The 26,273-nt window shown below is 67.0% G+C and carries 22 protein-coding genes; 17 read left to right on the top strand and 5 right to left on the bottom strand.

The features are described from left to right. The first annotated feature begins 85 nt into the window (after nucleotides 1-85). The 3 genes from ACGVWT_RS10730 to ACGVWT_RS10740 all read left to right on the top strand — a co-directional run bounded on the left by ACGVWT_RS10730 (nucleotide 86) and on the right by ACGVWT_RS10740 (nucleotide 3,762). A complete protein-coding gene (locus ACGVWT_RS10730; protein ID WP_315462376.1) occupies nucleotides 86-1,291 on the top strand; it encodes an aminotransferase class V-fold PLP-dependent enzyme in 1,206 nt (401 codons plus the stop codon). Between the two features lie 412 nt (nucleotides 1,292-1,703). Next, nucleotides 1,704-3,104 (top strand): sensor histidine kinase, encoded by a 1,401-nt coding sequence (locus ACGVWT_RS10735; RefSeq protein ID WP_394426309.1) that lies wholly within the window; start codon nucleotides 1,704-1,706, stop codon nucleotides 3,102-3,104. Nucleotides 3,105-3,114: 10 nt separating this feature from the next. After that, nucleotides 3,115-3,762: a response regulator transcription factor gene (locus tag ACGVWT_RS10740; RefSeq protein ID WP_315462374.1), complete on the top strand. Its 648-nt coding sequence runs from the start codon at nucleotides 3,115-3,117 to the stop codon at nucleotides 3,760-3,762. Here the strand turns inward: ACGVWT_RS10740 and ACGVWT_RS10745 are convergent. Next, nucleotides 3,712-4,533 carry an HWE histidine kinase domain-containing protein gene (locus ACGVWT_RS10745; RefSeq protein ID WP_315462373.1) on the bottom strand — a complete coding sequence of 274 codons (822 nt, stop codon included), beginning with the start codon at nucleotides 4,531-4,533 and terminating at the stop codon, nucleotides 3,712-3,714. The two genes, ACGVWT_RS10740 and ACGVWT_RS10745, sit on opposite strands and share 51 nt — an antisense overlap. A gap of 658 nt (nucleotides 4,534-5,191) precedes the next feature. Between ACGVWT_RS10745 and ACGVWT_RS10750 the strand changes: the two genes are divergently transcribed. Next, complete coding sequence (locus tag ACGVWT_RS10750; RefSeq protein ID WP_116461491.1) at nucleotides 5,192-5,767, top strand: hypothetical protein; 576 nt, start codon at nucleotides 5,192-5,194, stop codon at nucleotides 5,765-5,767. A gap of 58 nt (nucleotides 5,768-5,825) precedes the next feature. Continuing rightward, the gene (locus ACGVWT_RS10755) at nucleotides 5,826-6,488 is read left to right on the top strand and encodes a hypothetical protein (RefSeq protein ID WP_315462372.1); all 663 of its coding nucleotides are present in this window, start codon (nucleotides 5,826-5,828) and stop codon (nucleotides 6,486-6,488) included. 45 nt (nucleotides 6,489-6,533) lie between these two features. On the opposite strand, the gene ACGVWT_RS10760 is transcribed toward ACGVWT_RS10755, so the two are convergent. Genes ACGVWT_RS10760 through ACGVWT_RS10770 form a run of 3 tightly spaced genes read right to left on the bottom strand, consistent with a single transcriptional unit; the run spans nucleotide 6,534 to nucleotide 10,975 of the window. Next, nucleotides 6,534-7,304, bottom strand: a complete 771-nt coding sequence (locus ACGVWT_RS10760; protein WP_315462371.1) for an IclR family transcriptional regulator — start codon at nucleotides 7,302-7,304, stop codon at nucleotides 6,534-6,536. Nucleotides 7,305-7,351: 47 nt separating this feature from the next. Beyond that, nucleotides 7,352-8,026, bottom strand: a complete 675-nt coding sequence (locus ACGVWT_RS10765) for an RraA family protein (protein WP_394426316.1) — start codon at nucleotides 8,024-8,026, stop codon at nucleotides 7,352-7,354. Nucleotides 8,027-8,074: 48 nt separating this feature from the next. After that, a complete protein-coding gene (locus ACGVWT_RS10770) occupies nucleotides 8,075-10,975 on the bottom strand; it encodes a TonB-dependent siderophore receptor (RefSeq protein ID WP_315462369.1) in 2,901 nt (966 codons plus the stop codon). A gap of 158 nt (nucleotides 10,976-11,133) precedes the next feature. On the opposite strand from ACGVWT_RS10770, the gene ACGVWT_RS10775 reads away from it, so the two are divergent. From ACGVWT_RS10775 to ACGVWT_RS10820, 10 genes are all read left to right on the top strand, one after another. Beyond that, nucleotides 11,134-12,129 (top strand): hydroxyacid dehydrogenase, encoded by a 996-nt coding sequence (locus ACGVWT_RS10775; RefSeq protein ID WP_315462368.1) that lies wholly within the window; start codon nucleotides 11,134-11,136, stop codon nucleotides 12,127-12,129. Between the two features lie 58 nt (nucleotides 12,130-12,187). After that, nucleotides 12,188-13,495 carry an MFS transporter gene (locus ACGVWT_RS10780; RefSeq protein ID WP_315462367.1) on the top strand — a complete coding sequence of 436 codons (1,308 nt, stop codon included), beginning with the start codon at nucleotides 12,188-12,190 and terminating at the stop codon, nucleotides 13,493-13,495. A gap of 37 nt (nucleotides 13,496-13,532) precedes the next feature. Beyond that, nucleotides 13,533-14,567 (top strand): MBL fold metallo-hydrolase, encoded by a 1,035-nt coding sequence (locus tag ACGVWT_RS10785; RefSeq protein WP_315462366.1) that lies wholly within the window; start codon nucleotides 13,533-13,535, stop codon nucleotides 14,565-14,567. Between the two features lie 5 nt (nucleotides 14,568-14,572). Next, nucleotides 14,573-14,767 (top strand): hypothetical protein, encoded by a 195-nt coding sequence (locus ACGVWT_RS10790; RefSeq protein ID WP_315462365.1) that lies wholly within the window; start codon nucleotides 14,573-14,575, stop codon nucleotides 14,765-14,767. A gap of 189 nt (nucleotides 14,768-14,956) precedes the next feature. Continuing rightward, nucleotides 14,957-16,387 carry a DUF4139 domain-containing protein gene (locus ACGVWT_RS10795; RefSeq protein ID WP_315462364.1) on the top strand — a complete coding sequence of 477 codons (1,431 nt, stop codon included), beginning with the start codon at nucleotides 14,957-14,959 and terminating at the stop codon, nucleotides 16,385-16,387. Next, nucleotides 16,387-17,916, top strand: coding sequence for a DUF4139 domain-containing protein (locus tag ACGVWT_RS10800; protein ID WP_315462363.1), 1,530 nt, complete (start codon nucleotides 16,387-16,389; stop codon nucleotides 17,914-17,916). Before ACGVWT_RS10795 ends, ACGVWT_RS10800 begins: the two co-directional genes overlap by 1 nt. 250 nt (nucleotides 17,917-18,166) lie before the next feature. Beyond that, nucleotides 18,167-18,856 carry a response regulator transcription factor gene (locus tag ACGVWT_RS10805; RefSeq protein ID WP_315462362.1) on the top strand — a complete coding sequence of 230 codons (690 nt, stop codon included), beginning with the start codon at nucleotides 18,167-18,169 and terminating at the stop codon, nucleotides 18,854-18,856. Beyond that, a complete protein-coding gene (locus tag ACGVWT_RS10810; protein WP_315462361.1) occupies nucleotides 18,846-20,213 on the top strand; it encodes a HAMP domain-containing sensor histidine kinase in 1,368 nt (455 codons plus the stop codon). Before ACGVWT_RS10805 ends, ACGVWT_RS10810 begins: the two co-directional genes overlap by 11 nt. Nucleotides 20,214-20,319: 106 nt before the next feature. Beyond that, nucleotides 20,320-22,479: a TonB-dependent siderophore receptor gene (locus ACGVWT_RS10815; protein ID WP_315462360.1), complete on the top strand. Its 2,160-nt coding sequence runs from the start codon at nucleotides 20,320-20,322 to the stop codon at nucleotides 22,477-22,479. A gap of 51 nt (nucleotides 22,480-22,530) precedes the next feature. After that, the gene (locus ACGVWT_RS10820; protein WP_315462359.1) at nucleotides 22,531-22,977 is read left to right on the top strand and encodes a hypothetical protein; all 447 of its coding nucleotides are present in this window, start codon (nucleotides 22,531-22,533) and stop codon (nucleotides 22,975-22,977) included. Between the two features lie 43 nt (nucleotides 22,978-23,020). On the opposite strand, the gene ACGVWT_RS10825 is transcribed toward ACGVWT_RS10820, so the two are convergent. Beyond that, nucleotides 23,021-24,592 (bottom strand): ABC-F family ATP-binding cassette domain-containing protein, encoded by a 1,572-nt coding sequence (locus tag ACGVWT_RS10825; protein WP_315462358.1) that lies wholly within the window; start codon nucleotides 24,590-24,592, stop codon nucleotides 23,021-23,023. 273 nt (nucleotides 24,593-24,865) lie between these two features. On the opposite strand from ACGVWT_RS10825, the gene ACGVWT_RS10830 reads away from it, so the two are divergent. Both ACGVWT_RS10830 and ACGVWT_RS10835 read left to right on the top strand, forming a co-directional pair. After that, the gene (locus ACGVWT_RS10830) at nucleotides 24,866-25,186 is read left to right on the top strand and encodes a hypothetical protein (RefSeq protein WP_116461505.1); all 321 of its coding nucleotides are present in this window, start codon (nucleotides 24,866-24,868) and stop codon (nucleotides 25,184-25,186) included. A gap of 174 nt (nucleotides 25,187-25,360) precedes the next feature. Continuing rightward, on the top strand, nucleotides 25,361-26,191 hold the full coding sequence (locus ACGVWT_RS10835) for a 23S rRNA (adenine(2030)-N(6))-methyltransferase RlmJ (protein WP_315462490.1): 831 nt from the start codon (nucleotides 25,361-25,363) through the stop codon (nucleotides 26,189-26,191). Nucleotides 26,192-26,273: the final 82 nt, after the last annotated feature.

The following is a 26,273-nucleotide window of genomic DNA, read 5'->3' on the forward strand; positions in this document are numbered from 1 at the left end:
CGCCGCAACCGGCTGTTTGGGGGCTCCGTCTGGATAGAAAATGAGAAGGGATTGCGGTGCCCGTCGGGCACGCAATAATGGCTTTATGATCACTCCGAGCGCCGACTTCAGCGAACAGGATATCGAGCGGCTGCGGGCCGACACGCCCGGCACGCAAAACCGTATTCATTTCAACAACGCGGGTGCGGCCTTGATGCCGCGCCCCGTGATCGACGCGGTGATCGACTATCTGCGTCGCGAAGGCGACATCGGCGGCTATGAAACCAAGGCCGAGCGCGCCGGACACATCGAAGGCGTCTATGACAGCGTCGCCCGGTTGATCGGCGCTGGCAGCGACGAGATAGCGCTGGCCGAAAATGCGACGGTGGCCTGGCAATGGGCCTTCTACGCGCAAACCTTCCGTCCCGGTGATCGCATTCTCACGACCACGGCCGAATATGCGGCGAACTATCTCGCCTATCTTCAGGTGGCGAAGCGGACGGGCGCCGTTATCGACACGATTCCGGACGACGAAGCGGGTGTGCTCGATCCTGCCGCATTGGAACGGATGATCGACGAACGCGTGCGGCTGATCGCGATCACATGGGTTCCGACCAATGGCGGCCTGATCAATCCCGCACAGGCGGTCGGGGCGATCGCCCGGCGACATGGCATTCCCTATCTGCTGGACGCGTGTCAGGCGGTCGGACAGATGCCGATCGACGTGCAGGCCATCGGTTGCGACATGCTGACGGCGACGGGGCGTAAGTTCCTGCGCGCACCGCGGGGAACCGGCTTCCTCTATATGCGACGCGATCTGATACAGCGGACCGAGCCCGCGATGATCGATCTGTTCGGCGCGGAGTGGAGCGGTCCGGATCGCTACATCCTCAGACCAGACGCACGCCGCTTCGAGAGCTGGGAGTCCGATTATGCGGCACGGGAGGGTTTGGGCGTTGCGATCGACTATGCGCTGGAACTTGGGTTGGACCGGATCGCGACGCGCAATCGATACCTGTCCTCGCGCCTGCGGGAGGGGTTGGCGGACATCGACGGCGTGAAGACATTCGATCTTGGACGGGAGCTGGCGTCGATCGTGACGTTCGCGATCGATGGTCGCGAAGCGAATGGAGTCGCTGCGCTCTTGGCGTCGCAGGGGATCAACGTGTCCGTGTCGGTGCCGTCGAGCACGCTGATGGACAGCATCAAGCGCGGCTTGCCATCGCTGGTCCGCGTTTCGCCTCATTATTACAACACGGTCGAGGAGATCGATCGGCTTCTCGACATCATCCGTGGGCTAACCCGCCGTTAGCAGGGCGTCCCGAAAGGGATGGGCGGTCGAGTCGGTCGGGCCATGACGCTGATGTCGTCACGGGCGACACCGGCGGTCGGGCTCCAGTTGCCACCGGACGACGGTTTGGTCCCGCTTCGCGGGAGCGCCGTACCATCCACTGCGCTGATGCCAATGATTGCGCGCCGGCGTCGGCCGGACCGGGGGGCGCCGTGGCATTTGGTCAAGGCGTATGGTTTGCGGTGCAGTTTGTTCGGCTGCACTGCGTCGTCGGCGATCGTCGCATCAGACGGTCGCTGCCGGGTCGTTTGGCGTCTTGCCCCATTTTGGGATGGGAGGCAGGCGCCGGATTAGCGCCAAACATTGTTCTCCGTTTCGCAATGGGTTAGTGCCGTATCGGACCTGGGGCAAACGAATGCAACGATTCTGGGCCATGATCGATGAGGATCGTCGCCCCCCGCCCGCGGCCCGGCTGTCCGCGTCCTCCATCACGGTCGCCGCTGCCGCAATCCTGGTGACCTGGGCCGCGCGGGTGTTTGCGGGCGTGGAGCTGCCCTTTCTGTTCTGCCTGGGGGCCATCCTGTATGCGTCGCTGAACGAAGGCTTCGTGTCGGGCCTCGTCGCGACGGGCGTGACCCTCACCGGGACGACGCTGTTCGCCAGTCCGTCAAGCCCGCTGGTCACCGGTCGCAACCTCGTCATCGTCACCGCGTTTGGGGCGGCCCTGTCGATAACCGGCGAATTGATGCAGCGCGCACGGCGCCGGGAACAGCGGGCCGCGGCCCATGCGCGGCGACGCGAACAGACGTTGCAGATCATGTTCGACGATTCGCCGGCGGCGATGCTGGTGGTCGATCCCGCCGATCGCATTGCCGCCGTGAACGACGCGACGGCAGAACTGTTCGGCATAGACCGCCGCGCGTTCGCCGGGCTGCCGCTCGACCTGTTCGTGCCGCCGTCGTCACGCAACGCCGCAGCGCCGCATCGATCGATCACCGCGGATGGACGGACGCTGCACGTGCGGGTTCTGTCGAAGCCCATCCCCCTCGCCGGACGCGCCTACAGCATGCTGTACCTCCGCGACGAAAGCGAGGCGATCAAGGCCGCCGAGCAACTGGCCGAAACGCAGCGCGGGCTCTACCGGATCGCGCGAGCCACATCGCTGGGGCAATTGGGATCGTCGATCGCGCACGAGCTCAACCAGCCTTTGGGCGCGATCGCCAATTATCTGGGCGTCGCGCAGGCGCTGCTCGCCGGCCAGACGCCACAGGTCGCGCCCGCGAACGAGGCGCTCGGGGACGCGCTGCGGCAGGTGTTTCGCACGGCAGCGGTGCTGCGCAAGCTGCGCGAGTTCGTCGCCCGGCGGCCGCCGACATTGCAATGGCTGGACGTTCACGCATTGATGGAAGACGTCGTCAGGCTGGCGCACCTCGCCGTGAAGGAATCCGGGGCGCAGTTCGAAGCCTGTATCGACCGGGGTGCCGCAGAGATACTGGTCGATGCGGTGCAGATTCAGCAGGTCCTTTTGAACCTTCTGGTCAACGCGGCAGAGGCTGTCGAGAATCGCCCGTCGCCCTCCATCGGACTGCGCAGCTGGAGCGAGCATCCCGACACGCTGACCATTGCCGTCGAAGACAGTGGCCCGGGCGTGCCGCTCAAGGAGGATCGCGATCTGTTCGCACCATTCCAATCAACGAAAGCCGAAGGGGTAGGGATCGGCCTCACCATCTGCCGCAGCATCGTGGAGGCGCATGGGGGCCGCATATGGTGCGACAACGAGTCGACGTTGGGCGGCGCACGATTCCTGCTCTCACTACCACGACGGGATGCATAGGGGACCCATCATGCAGCACGAGTTGCCGATCTATATCATCGACGATGAGCCAGAGATGTGCCGCTCGTTATCGCTGCTGCTCGCGACATCCGGTGTGCCGGCACGATCGTTCGGCAGCGCCGACCTGTTCCTCGATACGCTGGATTCCCTGCCGATCGGCGTCATCATCTGCGACGTCATCATGCCCGGGTCGTCGGGCCTCGCGCTCGTGCGTGCTCTGCCGCCGCTCGACCGGCCGGACCCCGTCATCGTGATCGCAGGCCATGCCGATATACCGCTCGCCGTCGACGCGCTGAAGGCGGGTGCGTTCGATTTCATCGAAAAGCCGTTCGAGGCGTCGGTGATCGGCCAAGCGGTGGCGGGCGCCAAATCCTTGCTTCAGGATCGGATGGCCGCGCGGCAACGGCTGGACGCCTTGTCACCGCGCGAACGGCAGGTGCTGCATCTGATCAGCCAGGGTGCGACCAGCAAGGAGGCGGCGCGCGCCCTCGGCATCAGTCCGCGGACGGTCGAAACCTACCGCGTGCATCTGCTCGAAAAGACGGGCGCGGGCAGCACAGCCGAACTCATCCGCCTCGGCGTCGAACTCGACCGGCTGGGCGTGGGATCACTCGCGCCTCTCGTCGCGCATCAGCTTGATGCTCAGGCTGTACACTAGCCCGCTCGGCGGCAGGCGCATGATGGCCTCGCACCGGCGGTTGGACGCGATGAGATCGCGCAGGAGGCGCGAGCCGAACCCCGTTTTCGCCGGCATGGACACGGGAGGACCGTCGATTTCCCGCCACGTCAGATGGAGGGTGTCGTCCTCCGCCTCGCTGCGCACGAGGGCCCATCGGATATCGACCCGCCCCAACGGGCTGGTCAGGGCGCCATGCCGAATGGCGTTTGCGCAGAGTTCGTGAAGAACGATCGCAATCAGGTTCGCCCAGCGCGCAGCCAGCGCAACGGACGATCCGGATTGCACGATGCGGGGGCGCTGCGGATCGTCGAACCGGGCGGTGACTTGCGCCGTAACCTGCTGGATCGAGCAATAATCGCCCGTAACCTCGCATCCGATCCGCGCAACGGCATCCAGGCTGCGCAGACGATCGATGAAGGCCGCCACGATGGCATTGGCGCCCAGAGGGGCCAATGACAGGCGGGCAAGCGCGATGGCCAGCGAGACGAGGTTGCGCGACCGATGCACGGCTTCGGTCTGGGTGACGATGTCGAACGAACGGTCTTCGTCGGACGCGATGTAGAGACTGACGATCCGGCCGTCGTCCGTGGTCGCGGGAATCGTAACAGGCAATCGCGAGGCTGCGTCCAGACCGCCACCGTGGAGCCGATCGGTACGTATCGCGCCGTCCGGGTGGTCCGTTATCCGGACGGACGCGGGCAGGTCCTTCCACTGGATCGTCAGAGAGACCGGCGATGCTTCGACGGACATGATGCGACGCTCCTCGCCTAGGCAATTCATGAGCGGGACGAGCCAGCGTCCGCCCCCGGGGCGCACCCTGCTGCCACAGCGGCATGTCCAGCAATTCCGAAACAATACGGATCGCATGCCGCAGGGTGATCCGTAATCGCGCGAATGTTCGGGAGGCCCTGGCGGTCGTAGCGATAGCGGCAGGAGGTGCGTCATGCCGGACACAATTCTGCATCGGGCGGTGAAAGGGAAAACCGACGATCGGCACGGCCGGCTGATGCCCGCCCTCAGGATGGACGCCCGTGCCGACCGTCGCGGGCGGCCGGGCTCCATCCTGCCGGATCGGTTCCGGGATCGCCGGGCTTGCCCCAAAGCCCCCCGCGTGGTGCCCGGCGTGGCCACGATGGCTGGCCGATCAGGACGACAGCCACTTCCGTCCTGAATCCCGGCGGTCGTCGCTCGCGCCTCCCCCAGGTGCGAGCGGCACTGCCGATCGAAACGAAACACACATATCTGCGGCGGTCGTTACGGACGCGTTCGTCGCGCGCGGTTCATTGCCGCGGGATCTGCCTGTCCGTCATCGTGCGGCCCGCCGATCCGCGCGGTGTGTTCCAGGCCGGACGGCGAAATCTTCGCCGGCCGTTCACCCAACGACAGTTGGTCAACAGGAGCACTTGCCATGAAGAAAGCTATCTACAGTTCGCTGTCGGTTCTTGCATTCGCGATCGCCGTGCCCGCCGCAGCGCAGACATCGGGCACGGTGACCGGCGGCGCCGGCATCGGCATCGGTGCCGGCGGCTTCACCAACGGCGCCATCGATACCTCGGCGGTGAGCGGGACGAACAGTCAGACGCTCAGCGTCGATGTCACCCGCAACATCTCGGCATCGTCCGGCAGCGGCTTCGGCGGCACGATGAACATCAGCAGCGTGCCGGCCGGATCGAGCTATGCCGTCGTCGGCGGCGTCGGTACGTCCGGGTCGTCGATCGCCGCGAACATCGATGCGGCGAACAACGGCACCATCACCACCACCAGCTTCAACGCGGGCCTGTACGGCGGTCTGACCGGTGGTTCGGCTGCGCTCAACATGCAGGTCATGAACTTCGGACAGAGCACCGCCGACTTCAAACTGGTCAGCTCGTTCGATGCGACCCACTCCGACCAGTTCAACCTCACCTCGACCGACTGGACGGTGGCCGGGGCGGCAGGTGCCACCGCCTTCGGCTTCGGCTCGCTGGGCTGGGACGTCGACTGATCGACCAAACTCGGGGTGGCGTGGCCGCCACCCCATTTCTTGAAGAGGGAGAGGGAAGATGAAACGTGTCCTGGGTCCAGCCGCCGTTCTCGCGCTCCTGCCACTGAGTGCCACGGCGCAGCAAATGGAGGCGCAATCGAGCAATACGGTCAACGTCATGGCCATCACCGGGCCGCAGACGGACGTTCCGGCGCGGCAGGAGGTCGTCTACGGCGGGCATACATGGACGACGCCGAGCGCCCAGGGCAGCTATTTCGGCGGTGCCAATCCGTGTCTGATCGGCAGTGGCGGAGGCGCCGCGGGCGGTCCCATCGCCTTCAACATCAATGTCGGCAAGAGCGACGAGGGGTGCCAGCGCCGGTCCGATGCGGCCGCGTGGCATGCCATGGGCTTCGACAATGTCGCGGTGGCGCGCATGTGTCAGGACATCAAAAGCGCGGATGCCTTTTTCGCCGCCACCGGAGAGGTCTGCCCCGGGGCGATGGCCACGCGCTACAAACTCGCGGACGGCTCGCCGGCGCGCCCCGCGGCGCTTGTCGCGAACAGCCGTGCGATACCTGGTAACCAGTATAGCGGCCCCGTCGACCTCACCAGTCCGCAGGTACAGGCTGCGATCCGCGCCGAGGCGGCGAAGATGCTACGATCGCAATCGAACGTGAGCGCTCCGCCACCGGGGGCATCACCGTCGATCGGCAGCGAAGCGCCACTGATGCGGAAATAATCCGTCGAAAGAAAGCGGGGCGGCATCGAGGCCAGCCCGCGTAGGTTACGTCGCGAGTGCGATCGGAACCCGGTAGATCGCCTCCGCGTCGCCGCCCAGCGCGCGACACAGTTCCAGGCCGGACCGTAGCAGCTGGAGCGCGACCTCGGCGCCGCGCTGTTCGGTCAAACGCGCGTCGGGTCCGGCGAGGCTCAGTGCGCCGACCAGTCGATTGCCCTGGCCGATGATCGGGACGGAGCAGGACGCGACGTGGGGCGTGGTGGCGCCGGCGGTATAGATCGGCAGCGTCGGGAGGTCGGGCTTCGTGTCCGGCCAGTCCGCGAACAGCCGCAGCAACTGGGCGGAACCGGCCTGATCCATTGGCCGCTGGGTGCCCGGTGCGACGTCGAGGCGCAGACTGCTGGGCGAGTTGACGCGGAACAGGCACAGACGCACTTCGCCGTGGCGGACGTAGAAGGTCGCGGTTTCCTGCGTGTCGGCGGCGAGCCTGGCGAGCACCGGCATGACATGCTGTTCGAGGTCGGTGCTTTCCTGATAGATCGTCCCGAGCCGGACGACGCCGCTGCCGAGCTGATACCGGCCATCGTGCAGGCGGACGAGCAGATTGTACCGTTCGAGGCTGATCGCGAGGCGCATGATCGTGCTCTTGACCAGCCCGGTGCGGTCGGCGAGCTCGACCAGTGTCAGCGCCTTGTCGCCGGTACGAAAGCAGGTGAGCAGTTCCAGCGCGCGTTCGGCGGCGGCGACGCCTTCCAGCGCCGGTCTGTCCTTGATCCCCCGGTCCTTGATGCCCCGGTCCTTGATGATCGTCGCCATGCTGATCCCTTCTCCCTCCCGATAGCGGGAGGGAGCCGGGTCTGTCATCACACGCCTTCGCAGCCCAGACGCTTGAGGGTCTCATCGACCCATGCCCGCGGGTTTTCGCCGCGGCGGATTTTGTCCATCTGCGCCGTTTCCGCAGCGTGTTTGGCCGATGCGGCGGCGAGGACCGTCGCGGCATCGTCGATGGCGACCGTGACGAGACCATCGTCGTCGCCGAGTATGAGGTCGCCCGGAGGGATTACCATGCCGTCGATCGCGATCGGTACGTTCACCTCGCCCGGGCCATCCTTGTAGGGGCCGCGATGCGTCACGCCGGCGGCGAAGACCGGGAAGCTGCCCGCGCGGATCGCCGCGACATCGCGGATCGCGCCGAAGATGACGATGCCGGCGAGGCCGCGGCTCTGCGCGTGCGCCACCATCAGTTCGCCGATGAGGGCGTTGGTCAGATCGCCGCCCGCATCCACCACTACGACGTCACCGCGTGCGGCGATGTCGAGCGCCTTGTGCAGCATCAGATTGTCGCCCGGCCGCGCCTTCACCGTGACCGCCGGCCCCGCGAGCACGCCGCCGCCATGCATCGGCCGCAGCGCCGCGCCGCCGGCCGCCATGCGGTTCATCGCGTCGCTGACGTTGGCGACGGGCAGGTCGGCGAACTGGCGGACCAGGTCGGCATCGATCCGACGGGTGAGGGGAAGGACACGAAAACCGATCGACATGAGGAATTGGCTCCTGCCGGCCGCGCGGGCGCGCGGCCGGAATGGGGATCAAAAGTTGAAGCGGAAACCGACGCGGAACAGACGTCCGGTGGTGTCGTACAGGCCGGTGTTGGTCGCCAGCGCGATCGTGCCGTCGCCGGGTGCGGCGGGGGGATCGGTGTCGAGAACGTTGCGGATGTTCAGATAGAATTCCGCGCCCTTGAGGCCGACATTCTCGAGCTTGTAGCCAAGCTGAAGGTCCCAATAGGCCTGCGCCTTGATATTCTGCAGGTCGATCTGCGACGGACCGCGGGTCACGTCGTAGCGGCCGCCGCCAATGAAGCGGACCTGGTTGAACAGGTTGAAATTGCCCTTGTAGAAATCGGCCTGGGCGTTGAAGCGCCAATGCGGGTTGGCGCTGATGCCCACTTCGCCGGCGCGATCGATCGGCGCCGACCCCGGCGTGGTCGAGGACAGCTTGCCGACATAGGATACGACGGTGCGCAGGTTGAGCGTCGCGTCGGTGTCCATCATCGACGACAGCGGCACGCGATAGCTCGCCTCGACGTCGAGGCCGTTGGTTTCCAGCTCCGACAAATTGATCGGGAAGGCGACGAGGCCGGTCAGGTTGCCGCCGCCGTCGCGCTGCACCAGGCTACAGGCAAGCTGGTTGCCGGCGAAACACTGGTCGACCGTCTGTTGCGCGGTCAGCGTGCCGATCGCGTCCTTGATCTTGATGTCGTAATAATCGACCGACAGGTTGAAGCCGGGGATCATCGGCGGCTGGATCACCGCGCCGAGCGTCAGCGTATCCGCCTTTTCGGGTTGCAGCTGCGCATTGCCGCCGGTGGTGACGAAGATGCCGGACAGGCGGATGTTGTTCTTAAACGGATCGACGATCGTCGCCGACTGCGTGCGGCCGCTGGTGAACAGTTCGGACAGGTTGGGCGCGCGAATGTCACGCGAGCGCGTGCCGCGCAGGCGCAGCGCGTCGAACGGCGTCCAGCTGAGCCCTGCCTTCCACGTCGTCACGCCGCCGCTGGTCGAATAATCGGTGTAGCGGACCGCGCCGTTGAACTCGACCGACTTGGCGAAGGGCAGGTCACGCAGCAGCGGCACGACGGTTTCGACATAGCCTTCGCGGACGTCATACTTGCCCGACCAGGGCTGCGGATTGGCGAACAGGAAGGCGCCGGCGCGCGACAAGGCATCGACCGACAGTTCTGCCGTTTCCTTGCGATATTCGGCGCCGGTCGCGAACGAGATCGGGCCGGCCCAGCCCTGAAACAGCGTGCCCGACACGTTGAGCGCGGCGACGTCCTCGGTAAAGACGGAGTCGGTGCGGCTGGTGCCGCGGGTGTAGGCAAGGGCCGCCGCGGACGGCGAGCCTTCGCCGAAGACGTTGAACGGCGCGCAGCCGTCATTGGGGTTGGTCAGCGTCGAGCGGCAGACGATCTGGCCGTTCGCGGGATTGACCACTGCGTCGGCGGCGCGGGTGAAGTTCGCCGTGATCTCGTTGTTGAGCACGTCGGTGCGCTGGTTGGTGCGGCCGTGCTGGTAATAGCCGTTGATCTTCAGCCCGCCGACCTTGGCGTTGAAGCCACCGACGAAGCGGCGCGTGTCGGTGGTGACGGCGACATCGGTCAGGCCGCCTTCGACCGACCAGCGCAGCATGGTGAGGCTGGTGACGGAGGGATTGGCGGCGAGGAGGTTGCGGATCGGCTGCGGCAGAAACGCATTGTCGCGCCGGATCGTGATCGGGTTCTGGACCTGATGGCGGTTGGTCGAGGTGGAATAGCGCGTGTCGGTCCAGCCGTAGGAGGCCTCGCCGAACACCGAGAGATTGTCGGTGAGGTCGTATTCGGCGCGGCCGAAGGTGGACCAGCGTTCCAGCGGGCGGTTGATTTCCTGGAACAGTTCGGTGTTCACGCCGTCGCCGCCGATCTGCTGCGTCGAGGTGGAGTAAGACCCGAAGCTGTAGGGCAGGACCGTGCCGCCGGGGCCGAATTGCAGCCCGCGGAACAGGGCGTTCTGCGCCGCGGTGCCGCCGTTGCCGGTCAGCAGCATGCCGCCATAGGTGCCGAGGTTGCGGACGTCGTTCGCCAGGATCTGGACCGGGCCGCCTGCGGGGCCGTTGATCAGGTTGGTGCCGCGCCGCGCCCAGTCGCGCTTGCCTTCGAGGATGCCGTCGTTCTTGTAATATTCGGCGCTGGCGATCAGGTGCAGGCGGTCGCCCGCCGTGCTGACGCCGCCGGTCAGGATCGCGCGCTTTTCGGCATTGTCGCCTTCGCCGGAGATGCCCGACGACACCTCGCCCTTCAGGCCTTCGTATTTGGTGTCGAGCACGAAATTGACGACGCCCGCGACCGCGTCCGACCCGTAGGCGGCGGACGCGCCACCGGTGACGATGTCGACGCGCTGGATCAGGCCGGCGGGCAACAGGTTGACGTCGACCGTGCCGAACTGGCTTGCGGCGACGAAGCGACGGCCATCGAGCAGCGTCAGCGTGCGGACCGCGCCGAGGTTGCGCAGGTTGAGGAACGACTGACCGCCGCCCTGCGTGCCGCTGGCGCGCTGCGGACCCGACGTCGCGGTGAGGGCCGGGAGGTTGCGCAGCGACTCGGCGAGGGTGGAGGGCGCGCTCTTCACCAGCTGATCGGAATTGATGACGGTGACCGGTGTCGGCGTCGTGAAGCCGCTGCGGCCGATGCGCGATCCCGTCACGACGATGTCGGCGCCTTGTTCGGGCGCCTCCTGCGGCGTGGCGGTGTCGGCGGGCGTGGCTTCAGCGGTCTGCGGTTCCTGGGTCTGTACCGCTTCGGGGGCCGTGGGAACGGGGGTGGTCTGTGCCGCCGGGTTCGCGTCCGCGGCCGGGGCGGTCTGCGCATGGGCTGCCGACACCCACAGACAGGCGGCGCTGACGCCAGCGAGCAGTAGATGACGATTATTGGCGATGCGGCCGATGAGCATATGCCTCTCCTGGAATGTGATGCGAGCTTTGCGCCCGTCGCCAGCGGCTTGTATCTGCGGATAAAATAAAACGCAACGACGTTTCAGAATAATGTTGCGGCTATGGTGTAGGCGGCTATGAAGAGACGATGAGCGGAGAAACCGCCAGGGAGAGGGACGTGACGAGCCAGGCTACCGACATGACGGCGCTGATCGCCGGACCGCTGCTGAGCGACGCGGCCATGCGTACGGCGGCGGAGCACGGCCTGACGCTGGTTCCTCTCAAGCCCTATGCCGACGCAGACGAAATGATCGCCGCAGCCAATGCGATCGGCGCGCAGGCGATCGTCGTCCGGATGGGCGTCGTGTCGCGCGCGGTGATCGAGGGGATCCCGACATTGCGGATCATCGCCAAACATGGCGTCGGCGTCGACGGCATCGATCGCGCCGCGGCATCGGCGCGGGGCATCCCCGTGGTAGTGGCCGGCGGCGCCAACGCGCAGTCGGTCGCCGAACAGGCGCTGGCGCTGCTGATGAGTGCCGCACGGTCGACCGCCTGGCTCGATCGCCGCGTGCGGGAGGGGCATTGGGACAAGCCGACCTATGCGGGCACCGAGATCACCGGCAAGAGCATCGGCCTGGTTGGGCTGGGCGCGATCGGCCGCGCCTTCCTCCACCTGCTGGCGCCCTTTGGCGGCACGGTGCGGATCTACGATCCGTACCTGGGCGACGCGCAGCTCCCAGTCGGCACGATCCGCTGCGCCACGGTGCGCGAGTTGCTGGAGCAGAGCGACATCGTCAGCCTGCACTGTCCGCTGACGCCGGACAATCGCGGCTTCATCGATGCCGACGCGCTGGCCGCGATGCGGCCCGGCAGCATCCTGCTCAACACGGCGCGCGGCGAGCTGATCGACGAGACCGCGCTGGTCGAGGCGTTGCAATCGGGACCGCTCGCCGGTGCCGGGCTGGACACGTTCGCCAGCGAACCGCCGGCGGCGGATCATCCGTTCTGGGCGCTCGACAATCTGGTCGTCAGCCCGCACGTCGGCGCCAACACGCGCGAAGCGCGTATTCGGGTGGGCATCAGCGTGGTCGACCAGATCGCCGCCTATCTGACGACGGGGGCGATCGAGCCGCGCAACCTGGTGAATACGCTGGCCGCGACGGCCGCCTGACCGATCCGCGACGTCCACCCGCAAGAGGGGGCGCGCGGATCAACGAGAGGAAGTGGTGATGACGAGCCCAGACGGGACCCCCGACGCCCTGGAAGCGCGGGTCATGCGCAAGGTGACGTGGCGGCTGCTGCCGTTCCTGATGCTCTGTTACCTGCTCGCGTTCATCGACCGCGCCAACATCGGCATGGCATCGCTGCAGATGAACGCCGATCTGGGGTTGAGCAGCACGGTCTTCGGCTTCGGCGCCAGCCTGTTCTTCGTCGCCTACTTCCTGATGGAAGTGCCGAGCAACCTGATGCTCCAGCGCGTCGGCGCACGGCGCTGGATCGCGCGGATCATGGTGAGCTGGGGCATGGTCTCCGCCGCGATGGCGTTCGTGTGGAACGTCGAATCCTTCTACGTCATGCGCTTCCTGCTCGGCGCGGCGGAAGCGGGCTTCTTTCCCGGCGTGATCCTGTACCTCACCTATTGGATGCCGCCGCTGTATCGCGGGCGGACGCTGGCGCTGTTCGCGGTGGCGATTCCCCTGTCGAGCTTCGTGGGTTCGCCGCTGGGCGGCGTGCTGCTGTCGCTCGACGGGCTCGGCGGGCTGCATGGCTGGCAGTGGCTGTTCCTGTGCGAAGGCGTGCCGACCGTACTCCTCGGCCTCGCGTGCCTGCGTGTCCTTACCGACCGGCCCGCTCAGGCCGATTGGCTGGACGAGGACGAGAAGCGCTGGCTGGCGGCCGCCACCGTCGCGCCAAGCGACGGCCGGCCGATGGTGCATGGATCCGCCTGGGGGCTGATCCGCACCCCGGCGTTCTGGGCGATGGTGCTGGCCTGCTGCGGTGCGTCGGCTGCGGGCAGCGTGCTGGGGGTATGGCAGCCGCAGTTGCTCAAGTCCTATGGGCTGACCAACGTTCAGACCGGTCTGGTCAATTCGATCCCCTACGGGATTGCGTCGATCGCGATGATCGTGTGGGGGCGGCATTCCGATGCCACGGGCGAGCGGCGCTGGCATACCGCGCTGCCGCTGCTGCTGATCGCGGTGGGCGTGCTCGGCACGTTCGCGCTGACCGGCCTCGCGCCGACAGTGCTGCTGCTCACCTTCGTGCTGATGGGCGCCTACTGCTTCAAGGGACCGTTCTGGAGCATGGCCTCAAGCTGGCTGTCCGCCGGCACCGCCGCGGCGGGGATCGCCGCGATCAACGCGACGTCCAACCTGATCGGCGGCGGGCTGATGGTGAACGTCTACGGACTGATCCACGACCGTACCGGCAGCCATATGCTCGCGCTGCTGCCGCTGGCGGTGCTGACGGTGGGGAGCGCCGTCGCGGTGCTGATCGTCGGTCGGCAGGCGCGCGCCCATGCGGTTGTCGTCGCATGACCGGCCCGGATATCGATACATTCGCAGGAGAGCGCTCATGAAGACCCGGCCTATGCTGCTCGCCGCGGCCTTGCTCGCCGCGCCGACGCTGGCGCAGGATCGCGCCGCATCGCCCAACGGCGGACGCCCCGAAATCCACACGGTCGAGGAGATGCGGCGGATCGGCGGCTATACGGCGCCCGGCGCGCGCGCTTATGCCGATCTCGCTGCGGAGGCGGGCGGCAAGCTCTGGCCCGTGACGCTCTATTATCGTTGCCAGGCGGTGCGCGAACGACGCCCGCTGAAAGCCCCTGCGCCCAAGCCGATCGAGGTGTTCGATCGCGTCTATTCGATCGGCACCGCCGAGAACAACATCTGGGCGATCGATACCGATGACGGCATCCTGCTGCTCGACGCGTTGACCAGCGAGGCGGATGCGCGCGACGTCATCGTGGCCAATATGAAGACGCTGGGCCTCGACCCTAAGCGGATCCGCATCATCGTCATCACGCACAATCATTTCGACCACTTCGGCGGTGCTGCGTATCTGAAGGCCTTGTCGGGCGCGAAGATCGGGATGAGCCGTGCGGATTGGACCGGCAAGCCGACGATGGGGACGCTGCCGGTCAAGGCGGCGGACGATTTCTTCATCGAGGACGGGCAGGTCATCACCTTGGGCGGTCGCTCGGTGACCGCACTGCTGACGCCGGGGCACACGCCGGGCACGATATCGCTGCTGTTCCCGGTCAGCGATCATGGCGTGCCGCATATGGCGTCGCTGTTCGGTGGGCAGGGATCGCCGCGCGACGTCGCGTCGCTGATGACCTTTCGCCATTCGCTCGACCATTTCGCCGATTACACCGACCGTATGCAGGCAGATGTGGTGTTGTCGAACCACACCGTGGGCGACGATGGTCTCACCCGCGTCGCCGCGTTGCAACGCCGCCGCGCTGGCGAGCCCAACCCCTATGTCGTCGGACGCGAGGGGGTGATCCGCTATGACGCCGAATGGCGTAATTGCCTGAGCGCCGACATCGATCAGGCGATCGCCGGCCACAAAGCCACGGCCGCCGCCAGCCGGGATGGTGCGTGATGGGCATGTGCACGTTACCCGGCGAAATCGTCGACCATATCGTCGCGCAATGCCCCGGTCGCACCGACGAAGCGCTCCAGCCGCGTTTCGGCATCAGCTATAACACTTGGCGCAAGATCGCCGCCGGGGAACCGATCCGCGCGACGGTTGCCGCACGGCTGATCGAACGGATCACGGCGGAGAAAACGCGGCTGAGTTAGCGTGGAGCGCCGGGGTGATTAAGGGGCGACCGCCATTGGGAAGCGGGCACGAATGTCGGGTTCGGGTCGCAACCGGGTGACCGCCTTGCTTCCCCGTCATGCCGGCGACGCTATCCCCTGACGTTTACGCGTTGCGCCGGCGCCGGCGCCATCGCATGCTCCGCGGATAAGCGCCGGGGGAGACGAGACATGCGTAACGGGTGGATGATCGCTGGCCTGCTCGCCCTACCGACGAACGCGGTCGCGCAGGTATCCCCGACGACCGTCCCGCCACCGGCCGCTGTCCCGGGAGCGGGTAGCGCGCAGGGCGACGTGTCGGTCACGATCTACAATGGCGACGTCGCGCTGGTGCAGGACGTTCGCCAGCTCAACCTCGCCGCGGGGCGCGTCCGTCAGTCCTTCCCCGATGTCAGCGCCCAGATCCGACCCGAGACGGTATCGCTCACGATGCCTGACGCCGGCATCGTCGAACAGAATTTTGACTATGATCTGCTCAGCCCGTCGAGCCTGATGGAGAAGGCGGTGGGCGAGACGATCACGCTCGTCCGCACCAACCCCGCCACCGGTGCCGAAACGCGCGAGCGCGCGCGGGTGCTGGCGGTGAACGGCGGTGTCGTCCTCGACATCAATGGGCGGATCGAGGTGCTGCGCGACGACGGCCTGCCGGTACGTGCGGTGTTCGACCGCGTGCCGGAATCGCTGCGCGCACGCCCGACCTTGTCGGTGACGCTGGCCAGTGCACGACCGGGATCGCGGCCTGGGACGCTGTCCTATCTCACCCGCGGCCTCGGCTGGAGCGCCGATTACGTCGCGCTGTTCGACGACAAGGCTGGCACGATCGACGTGCAGGGCTGGGTAACGCTGCGCAACACGAGCGGCACCACCTTCACCAATGCCAAAACCCTGCTCGTCGCAGGCGAGGTGGGCAGCGCGAACGACGAGCACGATGCCCCGGTTCGTCCGCGGCGGCCGGTGCGCACCCAGGCCGGCAGCGAGACGTCGGCGCGCGAGCAGCTTGGCGACTATTACCTCTATCCGCTCGCCGAGCGGACCACGATCGCGGACAAGCAGACCAAGCAGGTCAGCTTCCTCGACGTGAAGGGCGTCGCCGCCAGCTCGGGCTATCGCTTCGACAACGGCTGGCTCGGCACGGCGGACGCCCCGCGCAGCGCGCAGAGCGTGCTCCGCTTCTCCAATCGCGGCGGCGCCGGCGGGGTTGGTGATGCGCTGCCCGCGGGCACGGTGCGCGTCTACATCCGCGACGCGCGTGGCCAGCCGCAATTTACCGGCGAGAACCGCATCGAACACACGCCGCAAGGCTCCACCATCGCGCTGCCGACCGGCGATGCCTTCGACGTGAAGGTGCAGCCGACCGTGGTCGAACGCACCCGGCTCGGCAGCGACCGGTGGCGGACGCGTATGCGCTACACGCTGACCAATGCGCGGCCGCGCGCCGTGACGGTCGAACTGGTGCAGTCGGGCCTCGACTGGTCCGACACGCGGATCACCGAGGAGAGCCGCAAGAGCGATCGACCCAATGCCGGCAGCGCGACATGGCAGGTGCCGGTTCCCGCCAATGGGGAGGCGGTGGTCACCGCGACCTTCGATACGCGCTACTGATGCGCGCGCTGCTGACGGTTTTGCCGGCGCTCATCGCGATCGGCGCCGCACCTCTGCCTGCGATACCGGGCGTCGTGACGTCGCCGGCGCCCGCAACAGTCGCACTGACCGTCTACCGCTCGCCCTACGGCCGAGGCGCGATGAACCTCGGCTATCTGCAAGGCTTCGCGCTGGTCACCGAAACCCGCCGTATCGCCGTGCCGAAAGGCGCATCGACCCTGCGCTTTGAGGGCGTTGCCGAGGGCATCGTACCGGTGAGTGCGGTGGTCGAGGGGTTGCCCGGTGGCGTCCTCGAAAAGAACCGCGATGCGCGCCTGTTGTCGCCTGCCGCGCTGGTCGACGGTACGCTTGGCCGCACCGTGACGCTGACGCGCACGGATCGCGCCACCGGCCGCCGTGTCTCCGAACAGGCGACGATCATCGCCGGCCCTGCGAAAGGCGTCGTGCTGAAGACGCGCGCCGGGATCGAGACGCTGCGCTGTTCGGGCTTGCCCGAACGACTGAGCTTCGCCGGCGTGCCCGGCGGACTTTCGGCGAAGCCCGTGCTCAGTGTCTCGACGGTCAGCCCGGTAGCGCGCACCGTCACCGTGAAGCTGAGCTACCTCGCCAGCGGCTTCGACTGGCGTTCGAGCTATGTCGCCACCGTCGCGCCCGACGGTCGTACGCTCGACCTGTTCGCCTGGCTGACGCTCGCCAACGCCAATCCCGAGCGCTTCCCCGACGCGCAGCTCAGTGCGGTCGCGGGCAGGCTCAACCGCGTATGGACGCCGGGGCTCGAGCGGGCTGTCGCCGCGCTGTCGCTGTCCTGCTATCCGCTCGGCACGACGACGTCCGATCTGCCTGAGGAGACGTTCGAGGAGGCCGACGACATCGTCGTCACCGGTTCGCGAATGGCAGCGCCGCCTCCGCCGCCGCCGCCGCCGGCACCGGAGCCGGCACCGGCACCGCCGGCACCGGAGAACCTCGGCGACCTCAAGCTCTACAGGGTGCCGATGCGTGTCACCGTCGCGCCGCGCGCGCAGAAGCAGGTCGCGCTCTTGTCCCGCGCCGGCGTTCCCTTCGATCGGCGGTATCGCGTCCGTCTCTATCCCGGACAACCCGTCGCGAGCGCGCCGACGCGCATCGTCCTCGCGCTGCGCAATCGTCGTGACGCCGGTCTCGGGCTGCCGCTGCCGGCGGGCAGCACCGCGGTCTATGCCGCGCGCAACGGCGAGCGGCTGCTGCTCGGTCAGGGCGCGTTGACGGACCGTGCTGAAGGGGAGTCCTTTCGCATTTCCGCAGGCATCAGCACGCAGGTGACGGTCATGCAGGAGCGTATCTCTGCCGACATCATGCGCGTGGTGCTGACCAACGCCGGTGTCGCGCCTGCGTCGGTCGACGTGCCGATCGGCACCGCCGGTCAGCGGATCGAGGCGATCGACGCGACGCTGCCGATCGTCGACGGCGCGCCGACGTGGAGGGTGATCGTTGCGCCAGGCGGCACCGCCGAGTTGCGCTACCGCTACTGCTGGGACCGCTGCCAGCGTTAGCCAGTGGCAGTGCCCGCAGGGAAGGCTTCGGCAGACGGCGCCGATGGGCGCGCGCGGACGACGACTGGTGCGGGCACCGTCATGTCGCGGTCATCAACAGACTTTAGGGGCGCCGTCGCCCTTGCCGTGATCGTCGAAGAGGTTTCGCGATTGCCGTTCCCTGTCTCGCTGTTTCCAGGTCCATGCCGCCATCACGCCTGCTACTCGCCATTGTCTATCGCGCGGTTCTGGCGACGGGGCTTAGCAGCTGATGAAAATCCTGCTGGCGGAGGATGATGCGACCACCGCAGAGAATATCGGCGTCGGACTCGGTTCGGCGGGGCATTATGTCCGGATCGCGTCGACCGGCCGTGATGCGCTGACGCTGTTGGAGGCTGAGCCGTTCGATCTGGCGGTGCTGGACCGGCTGATGCCGGACGGTGACGGGATGAGCGTGTTGGCCGCCATCCGGCGGCGCGACCGGCATCTGCCTGTCCTGATGCTGACGGCGCTCGGCGCGATCGAAGATCGGGTCGAGGGGCTGGAGGCGGGGGCGGACGATTATCTGGTCAAGCCCTTCGCACTGCCAGAGCTGACCGCGCGGATCAACGCGCTGGGGCGGAGATGGGCGGCCAAGAAGGACGAGGATGGTCCCGAAGTTTCGCTGGGTTGGGGCGGATTGACGCTGGATTTGCTCGACCGCGTGGTTCGCTGGCAGGGGACGGCGGTTCCAATGCAGCCGCGCGAGTTCCGGTTGCTGGAGGAACTGCTGCGGGCGCAAGGGAAGCTGGTGACCCGCACCATGCTGCTCGAAAGCGTGTGGAAGCTGCACTTCGATCCCCGCACCAACATCGTCGAGACGCACCTGAGCCGCTTGCGCACGCGCCTTACCGATGCGGGTTGCGGTGAGGCGATCGAGACGGTGCGCGGCGCCGGCTATCGGATGCGCGATGGGGTTTGATCGGCTGCTGCGGTGGCGGCATACGGGGACGCTGCGGATCGCGCTGATCCATTCCGCCGCCATCCTGTTTGCCACCGCGTTGCTCGGCGGGCTGGTGGTCCACGCCTTCCACGTCACGGTGCAGCGACAGGTCGACCAGCGGATCACCGACGACGCGCGCAGTCTGGTCCATCATTTTCGCAAGGGCGGCCGTGTCGGGCTGGTGGGGGCGATGGCACAGCGGGCCGACATGATGCCCGATCTGCTGCGTGCCGTGTTCGCCCGCGATGGCCACCGGATTGCAGGGGCGGCGGTTCTCGCAGTCGAGCCGCCGGGATGGCGCCAGGTCATGCTACATCTCCGCCATATCGCCCCCATACCGGCGCGGATCTTCTCGGTTCGGCTCGGTGACGGATCGACCGTCGTCATCGCCTCCGCCGGAGATGCCGTCGGGGCGGCGGCCGCGCCGATCACCCGGCTGTTCGTGTTCCAGGGGCTGGCCGTCGCCATGTTGGGCATCGCCAGCGCGCTGCTGCTGAGCGGGTATCTGCGCCGCCGACTGGAGGCGATGGCCGATACCGCACGCGCGATCATGGTCGGCAGACTGGAGCGGCGGATGCCGATCAAGGGCGATGACGAGTTCGACCGCCTGGCCACGGTCCTCAATGCGATGCTGGATCGTATCAGCGCCTTGATCGGCAATCTGCGGCAGGTGTCGAGCGACATCGCACACGACCTGCGCACGCCGCTGACCCGGTTGCGGGTCGAGGCTGAGCGGGCGGCTGGTGAGTGGGACGGATCGGACAGAGGCCGCGCACGACTGGCATCAATCGTCGCACAGGCGGACGATGTGCTCGACCTCTTCGCAGCGCTGCTGCGCATCTCGGAGATCGAAGCGGGTGGCGGGCGGCGCGGCTTCGGGCTGATCGACCTGTCGGCGCTGGTCGAGGACATGTGCGAAAGCTACGAGCCCGCGCTGCGCGATGGCGGGCGGCGGTTGGACTGGGCGGTGGCACAGGGCGTGGCCATCGTCGGCGATCGGCAGTTGCTGGCGCAGGCGCTCGTCAATCTGATCGAGAATGCCGCGATCCATACCCCGCCTGAAACCCGCGTGTTCGTGACGCTGGACCAGGGGGAGGACGCGATCCTGCTGTCGGTGCGGGACGACGGGCCGGGCATCCCCGCTGCGGATCGGGTGCGTGTGCTCCAGCGCTTTATCCGACTCGACGCCAGCCGGGCGACGCCGGGGCATGGATTGGGGCTGAGCCTGGTCGCGGCGATTGCGGAAATGCATCGCATGACCCTGACGCTGGAGGATGCCGGGCCGGGGCTGTGCGCCGTCCTTCGCCTCAAAGTCGAGGGCGCGCCGCACGACTGAGGTCGCGTGCGGTTCCTATACATTTTCCCAACCTATTCGCTTTGCAACAGAAGTGACATGACGCAGGCTTAGCGGCCCCGGCAACACAGCTTGAGGGGCAATCATCATGACGAACGGCCAGAGCGGCCGGCGAATGCGCCGGTATCGCAACGCTATCCTTTTGACGTCGATCCTGACGCTCGCGACGCCATCGGCGGCCTGGGCCGATCCTGTCGATCCCGACCCGCAGACCGGCTTTGCAAAGGACGGCGACATCCTGGTCACCGGCCACCGCGACAAGGGCGCGGCTCCGACCGAGACGCAGGTCGGCGCATTCCGCAACCAGTCGCTGCTCGACACGCCGCTGACCGTGACGGTGATCGACAGCAGCCTGCTGCGGGCGCAGGACGCACGCGGGCTGGACGATGCGCTGCGCAACGTCGCGGGCATTACCCAGCAGGGGAACAGCCCGCTGACCGCCAACAGCTATGCCGCGCGCGGCGTCGTTGCCAATCCACGTACCAACTTCCGCCTGAACGGCACGCTGCCGATCATCAACTATCTGCCGATCCCGATCGAGAACAAGGAACGGGTCGAGGCGCTGAAGGGCGTGTCTGCGCTCTATTACGGCTTCACCAGCCCGTCGGTGATCGTCAACATGGTCACCAAGCGGGCCGGCCGCGATCCAGTTACGGACTTTCGCGTCGATACCGATGTCGAGGGAACGTATGGCATCGGTGCAGATATCGGGCGGTTGTTCGGCAGCAACGGCCAGTTCGGGATGCGGCTGAACGGCTATGCGGCGCATCTAGAAACGCCCTTCAACGGCGTGAGGGGCTATCGCTGGCTGACCAGCGGCGCCTTCGACGTGCGACCGACCGACCGGCTGTCGCTGCAATTCGATATCGAGCACTACGAGCGCAAGATGGTCGAGCCCGGTGCGGTCATGCTGCCGGGGCCGGTCGGCGCCGTGAAGGGCATCGGCGGTACCGTGACCCTGCCGCCCTATCCCGACCCGCATCTCCGCTTCGCCCCCGGCGATGCCGCCTATTTCGGGCGCGTGACCAATGGTCTGGCGCGGCTCAACTACCGGATCGATGACACCTGGTCGGTCCATGTCGACGGCGGCATCGCGCGACTGCATCGCAGCCGCTGGATCGTCGACATCAACCCGACCAACTATACGACCGGTGCCGCGACGCTGATCGGCTATGTCAGCCCCAGCGAGGATTTCGGCAACAATAGCGTCCGCGCCGAGATCAACGGCGTCATTGCCACCGGCATCCTGCGCCAGGACATACTGGCCGGCTATGCGGCCAACCATCTTTGGGAAGGGGCCGCCGCGACCAGCAGCTTTACCGGGGTCAGCAACTATTTCGTGCCGCCTGCCGTCCCGACCTCGGACTTGAAGTTCACGCCCAAGTCGGCGGCCTTCAAGCAATATACCGACGACAAGGGTTTCTACCTGATGGACACCGCGCATGTCGGTGACGCGCTGACCGTGATCGGCGGGGTGCGTCAGTCCGACTTCCGCGTGGAAAAGGTCGGTAGCGCGCCGTTCCAACTGAACAAGGTGTCGCCGATGGTTGCGGTGATCGTCCATCCGGTTCGCCAGGCCAGCCTCTATGCCTCGTACGTCGAGGGGTTGGAGAGTGCGGGCACCGCGCCGCTGACCGCCGCCAATGCGGGCGCGATCCTGCCGCCGCTGGTCAGCCGCCAGAAGGAGGTCGGGGTCAAGGCCGACGCCGCCGGGGCGACCGCCAGCCTGGCCTATTTCGACATCGACCGGCCCTCCACCTATGTCGATGCCAGCAACGTCTTCGTCAGCGACGGCCGCGCCCGGTTCCGGGGTGTGGAGGCGTCGTTCCAGGGGCGCATCCTGCCCGCGCTGACGGGGGCGGTGTCGTGGCAGTTTCTCGATGCGGTGCAGGTGAAGACCAGCGTCGCGGCGCAGAACAACCGCCATGTCATCAACGCGCCGCGCTATGCCGGGTCGGCCTTCCTGGCCTACCGCCCGCAGTGGCTGGAGGGCGCCGAATTGAACGGCGGGGTCTATTATACCGGCCGTCGGTCCGACGATCTGCAGGACCGGGTCTTCCTGCCCGGCTATGCCACGGTCAGCCTGGGTGCGGCGTATCGCCTGACCCGCGCGGACGCCCATGCGATCACCGTCCGGGTGACCGCCGACAATCTGCTCGACAAGACCTATTGGGCGACAGGGGGCGAGACGCATCTGTACGTCGGCACGCCGCGCACCATCCGCCTGACGCTCGGCGCGGGCTTCTGATGCCGGGCCGGGACGGCGCGGGTCGTCTCGGCCACTCTTTCAAGGAACCTCATGGCCATTCCCTCCTCTTCTCCCCGGCCGCGCGGCCAGTGGGCGCGTACCCTGCGTCGTTATCACCGGCTGATCGGCCTGTTCTTTACCCCCGCGATCCTGTTCTTTGCCGTAACGGGCGCGCTCCAGACGCTGGAGCTGCACGAAGCCAAGCATGGGCCGGTTCCCGCCTGGCTGGCCGCGGCGGCGAGCCTGCACAAGCACCAGCGGCTGTCGAAGCCCAAGCCACCCGCGGCGGTCGTGGCTCCGGCATCGGTCGGACCAGCGTCCCCGGCACCACGCGAGCATATCGTGTTGCGTCTGTTCGTCGTCCTGATGGCGATCGCTTTGGCAATCTCGGCGATCTCGGGGTGCGCGATCGCGCTTTACCTGCGCACGACGCGGCGAGAGGCGATCATCATGCTCGTCGCGGGCGTGGTCGTACCGGTAATCCTCTACGCCCTTTGAGCGCGGTGGGGCTCGCCGATAGTCTCGTGGAACAGGTGACGGCCTAAGCGGGCACGGACCGCTCGATGCCGATCGCGTTCAGGAAGCGATCGTCGTGGCTGACCACGAGCAGCGCCCCGTCGAACCCTTGCAGTGCGCGTTCCAGAACCTCGATCGACTCGATGTCGAGATGGTTGGTCGGCTCGTCGAGGATGAGCAGCCAGGGCGGCTGCGGTCCGGAAAGCGCGGCGGCCAATCCCGCGCGCAGTCGCTCCCCGCCGGACAGCGTGTCGACGATCCGCTGGGCGTCGCGGTTGCGAAAGGCGAAGCGTGCGCAGGCGGCATAGACGGCTTCCTCGTCCAACGTGGGGTGGAGGCGGCGCAGGTTGCCAACAATAGTGTCGGCGGCGTCCAGCAGGCCGACATGCTGGTCGAGCATCGCGATCCGATCGGCGCGTCGGCGAACACTACCGCTGGCCGGCGCTAGCTCGCCCTTGGCGAGGCGGAGCAGGGTGGATTTGCCCGCACCGTTGCGGCCGGTCAGCGCGACACGCTCGGCGCCGCGTATCGTCAGCGACCATGGTCCGAACTGTCGGTCGCCATATGCGACGGTCGCGCGCTCGATCGATAGTATCTCGGCCTGCGACGGGAGGCCGGTGGCGGGGAGGTCGATCGTCAGCGGTGTCAGCACCTCGACCCGCGTCTGGGCGGATGCGCGGGCTTGCACGGCCTCCTCGATCTGCCTTTCGGCGAGGCGGCGGCCATGCCCACTGCTGTTCTCTGCGCGCTCGGCTTGGCGGCCGAGCAGGATCTTCGGCTCCGACCCCTTGGCGGCGAAGGCGCGCCCGGCCTTGTCGCGTCGGTCCTTGGCCTCGCGCGCGGACTGCGCGGCAAGGCGGGTGGTGCGAAGGGCGGCATCGGTGCGGGTCCGTTCAGCCTCTGCGAGCGCGCGTTCGGCATCGCGTGCCGCCGCGAAGGCCGACCAGCCGCCGCCGACGATGCGATTGCCAATTGGGCTGAGCTCGACGATGCGGTCCATGGTTTCGAGCAGCGCGCGATCGTGGCTGGCGACCAACAGGCCGCCGCGCCAGCCGGCAATCCAGTGCTCGATGGCGGCCCGGCCTTCGGCGTCGAGATTGTTGGTCGGTTCGTCGAGCAGCAACAGGTCGGGCTTGGCGATCGCCAGCCGGGCCATGCCGATCCGCGTCCGCTCGCCGCCGGACAGGCTTCCCATCGGACGCTCCAAGGCGGTGCCGTCGAGGCCGACATCGGCGAGCGCGGCGTCGATCGTCACCGGCAGCGTCCAGTCGGCGGCGTCGAAGTCCGCGGCGGTGCCATCCCCGGTTTCGATCCTGGTCAGGATCGACAGCGGTTCGTGGACGGCAAGCGCTTCGGCGACGCTATCTCCCTCGTGCCAAAGCTGGGCGAGCTGGCCGACCGTGCCCGTGCGGCGGATTGTGCCGGACAGGGGAAGTGCGTCGCCTGCGATGATGTGCAGCAGCGTCGATTTGCCCGATCCGTTGCGTCCGACCAGGCCGATGCGCTCCGCACCGACTGATAAGGTCAGATCATGGAAGAGCGGTCGGCCGTCAGGCGTGGCGGCGGAGAGATTGGAAAGGGTGAGAAAGCTCGACATAGAGACCACGGCAGACGGAAAGGGCAGGGCGGGTGGCGCTGATCTTCCGGTCATTCATGGTCATGGCTCCTTCGGTTTCGCCACGGATATAGTCGATGGCGACGTCCGCGTCACCCGGCATCATAAGAGGGACGCGAGGCGATCCTGATCGACGTTGCCCGAGGCGGTGTGGCGCGGGTCGCATTCATCAGAGCGATCCTCGCCAATGGGCGCCGCGTACCCGCACACCGGCCACCCGTGCCCTGACCGGGAATGCATGCTAGAGCCGCCAGCATGTCCAAATCGCATAACACCGACGGCGTCGTCATGGTCGACGGCGCCACCTATGAATGGCACCTGCAACGCGAACCGCATCAGTCGGACGACGAAGGGTGGAAGGGCATGACGATCGCACTGCTGCAACGCGATGCCAAGCGCGAAGCCTGGGTGGAATTTCCGCCGCCCAAGCGGCTGTTGAAGGGCTTGCCGCGCGGTCGTCTCCAGCTGGATGACGCGACGATCTCGCGATGCGTGCGTGCCGCTCTGTCGGCGGGTTGGGAGCCGACGTCGCGGGGCAAGCCGGTGGTGTTTTCGGTCGATGCCGAGGGCAATTGACCGGTCGACGCGAGCCGGGCACGACCGCGATCCTGCCTGATCGCGAAAGCCGTGCGTAGCCCGCGGCCGGTCCAATCGCCTTTTTATTCGCGCCCGATGGGCTACATCCGCCGCCTTGCGCGGTGCCACCTGTCGCGGCGCGTATGGGTTGGATCGTCAGGAACTACAGTCGCCGTGAATTATCGCCATTCCTTCCATGCGGGCAACAGCGCCGATGTGGTCAAGCACAGCCTGTTGATTGCGCTGGTACAGGCCTTGCAGCAGAAACAGACCGCGCTGACCTTGATCGACACCCATGCCGGCTGCGGGCTGTACGACCTGTTCGGTGATGATGCCCAGCGCACTGGCGAATCCGCGCACGGCGTGCTGCGGGCCTTTGCCGATCAGAACCCGATGCTGGACGACTATCGTGGCGCCGTACAGGCGGTGAATGTCGCGGCCGAGCCAAACCTCTACCCCGGGTCGCCGCGGTTTCTGGCGCAGCTGCTGCGCCCGCAGGACTTCCTGATCCTGAACGAGAAACATCCCGAGGATGTCCGCACGCTACGTCGGGCGATGCGCGATACGCCCGCGGCCGTGCACGAGCGCGACGCCTATGAATTCTGGCTGGCGGTGGTGCCGCCCCGCACCGCACGCGGCGTGGTGGTGATCGACCCGCCCTATGAGCAGACCGACGAACGCGACCGTATCGTCACCACCCTTGCCGCCGCTCACCGCAAATGGGCGCATGGCGTGACCGTCATCTGGTATCCGCTGAAAGACCGCGCCACGCATTCGCGGTGGAAAGAGCAGCTGCACAGGCTCGCCATCCCGAAATTCCTGACGGTGGAGCATTGGCTGTACGACGAGGATCAGCCCGGCATCTACAACGGCGCCGGCCTGTTCATTGTCAATCCGCCTTACGCCTTCACCCAGGCGCTGCCGCCCTTGTTGGAGGCCCTGCGCGCCGTGCTGGCGCCGGAGGGGCATAGGGGTGAGATCACGGCCAATTGGTTGCGCGGCTGATTACCGGGCCGGCCGGTCGGCGACGGTATCGCCGCGCTGAACCGGCCGACTTAGGAATAGGCGTTTCAGCGGACCCCTGTCG

Origin of the sequence: Sphingomonas sp. S6 (assembly GCF_043498045.1) — a bacterium.
In the GTDB taxonomy this organism is placed as follows: Bacteria; Pseudomonadota; Alphaproteobacteria; order Sphingomonadales; family Sphingomonadaceae; genus Sphingomonas.

Coding starts and splice junctions, on each gene's coding strand:
- ACGVWT_RS10745 (WP_315462373.1), bottom strand. CDS start 4,533: ATGTCCGTCGAAGCATCGCCGGTCTCTCTGACGATCCAGTGGAAGGAC.
- ACGVWT_RS10760 (WP_315462371.1), bottom strand. CDS start 7,304: ATGGCGACGATCATCAAGGACCGGGGCATCAAGGACCGGGGGATCAAG.
- ACGVWT_RS10790 (WP_315462365.1), top strand. CDS start 14,573: ATGTGCACGTTACCCGGCGAAATCGTCGACCATATCGTCGCGCAATGC.
- ACGVWT_RS10810 (WP_315462361.1), top strand. CDS start 18,846: ATGGGGTTTGATCGGCTGCTGCGGTGGCGGCATACGGGGACGCTGCGG.
- ACGVWT_RS10765 (WP_394426316.1), bottom strand. CDS start 8,026: ATGTCGATCGGTTTTCGTGTCCTTCCCCTCACCCGTCGGATCGATGCC.
- ACGVWT_RS10805 (WP_315462362.1), top strand. CDS start 18,167: ATGAAAATCCTGCTGGCGGAGGATGATGCGACCACCGCAGAGAATATC.
- ACGVWT_RS10740 (WP_315462374.1), top strand. CDS start 3,115: ATGCAGCACGAGTTGCCGATCTATATCATCGACGATGAGCCAGAGATG.
- ACGVWT_RS10735 (WP_394426309.1), top strand. CDS start 1,704: ATGATCGATGAGGATCGTCGCCCCCCGCCCGCGGCCCGGCTGTCCGCG.
- ACGVWT_RS10820 (WP_315462359.1), top strand. CDS start 22,531: ATGGCCATTCCCTCCTCTTCTCCCCGGCCGCGCGGCCAGTGGGCGCGT.
- ACGVWT_RS10825 (WP_315462358.1), bottom strand. CDS start 24,592: ATGTCGAGCTTTCTCACCCTTTCCAATCTCTCCGCCGCCACGCCTGAC.
- ACGVWT_RS10755 (WP_315462372.1), top strand. CDS start 5,826: ATGAAACGTGTCCTGGGTCCAGCCGCCGTTCTCGCGCTCCTGCCACTG.
- ACGVWT_RS10795 (WP_315462364.1), top strand. CDS start 14,957: ATGCGTAACGGGTGGATGATCGCTGGCCTGCTCGCCCTACCGACGAAC.
- ACGVWT_RS10800 (WP_315462363.1), top strand. CDS start 16,387: ATGCGCGCGCTGCTGACGGTTTTGCCGGCGCTCATCGCGATCGGCGCC.
- ACGVWT_RS10780 (WP_315462367.1), top strand. CDS start 12,188: ATGACGAGCCCAGACGGGACCCCCGACGCCCTGGAAGCGCGGGTCATG.
- ACGVWT_RS10730 (WP_315462376.1), top strand. CDS start 86: ATGATCACTCCGAGCGCCGACTTCAGCGAACAGGATATCGAGCGGCTG.
- ACGVWT_RS10785 (WP_315462366.1), top strand. CDS start 13,533: ATGAAGACCCGGCCTATGCTGCTCGCCGCGGCCTTGCTCGCCGCGCCG.
- ACGVWT_RS10815 (WP_315462360.1), top strand. CDS start 20,320: ATGACGAACGGCCAGAGCGGCCGGCGAATGCGCCGGTATCGCAACGCT.
- ACGVWT_RS10750 (WP_116461491.1), top strand. CDS start 5,192: ATGAAGAAAGCTATCTACAGTTCGCTGTCGGTTCTTGCATTCGCGATC.
- ACGVWT_RS10770 (WP_315462369.1), bottom strand. CDS start 10,975: ATGCTCATCGGCCGCATCGCCAATAATCGTCATCTACTGCTCGCTGGC.
- ACGVWT_RS10830 (WP_116461505.1), top strand. CDS start 24,866: ATGTCCAAATCGCATAACACCGACGGCGTCGTCATGGTCGACGGCGCC.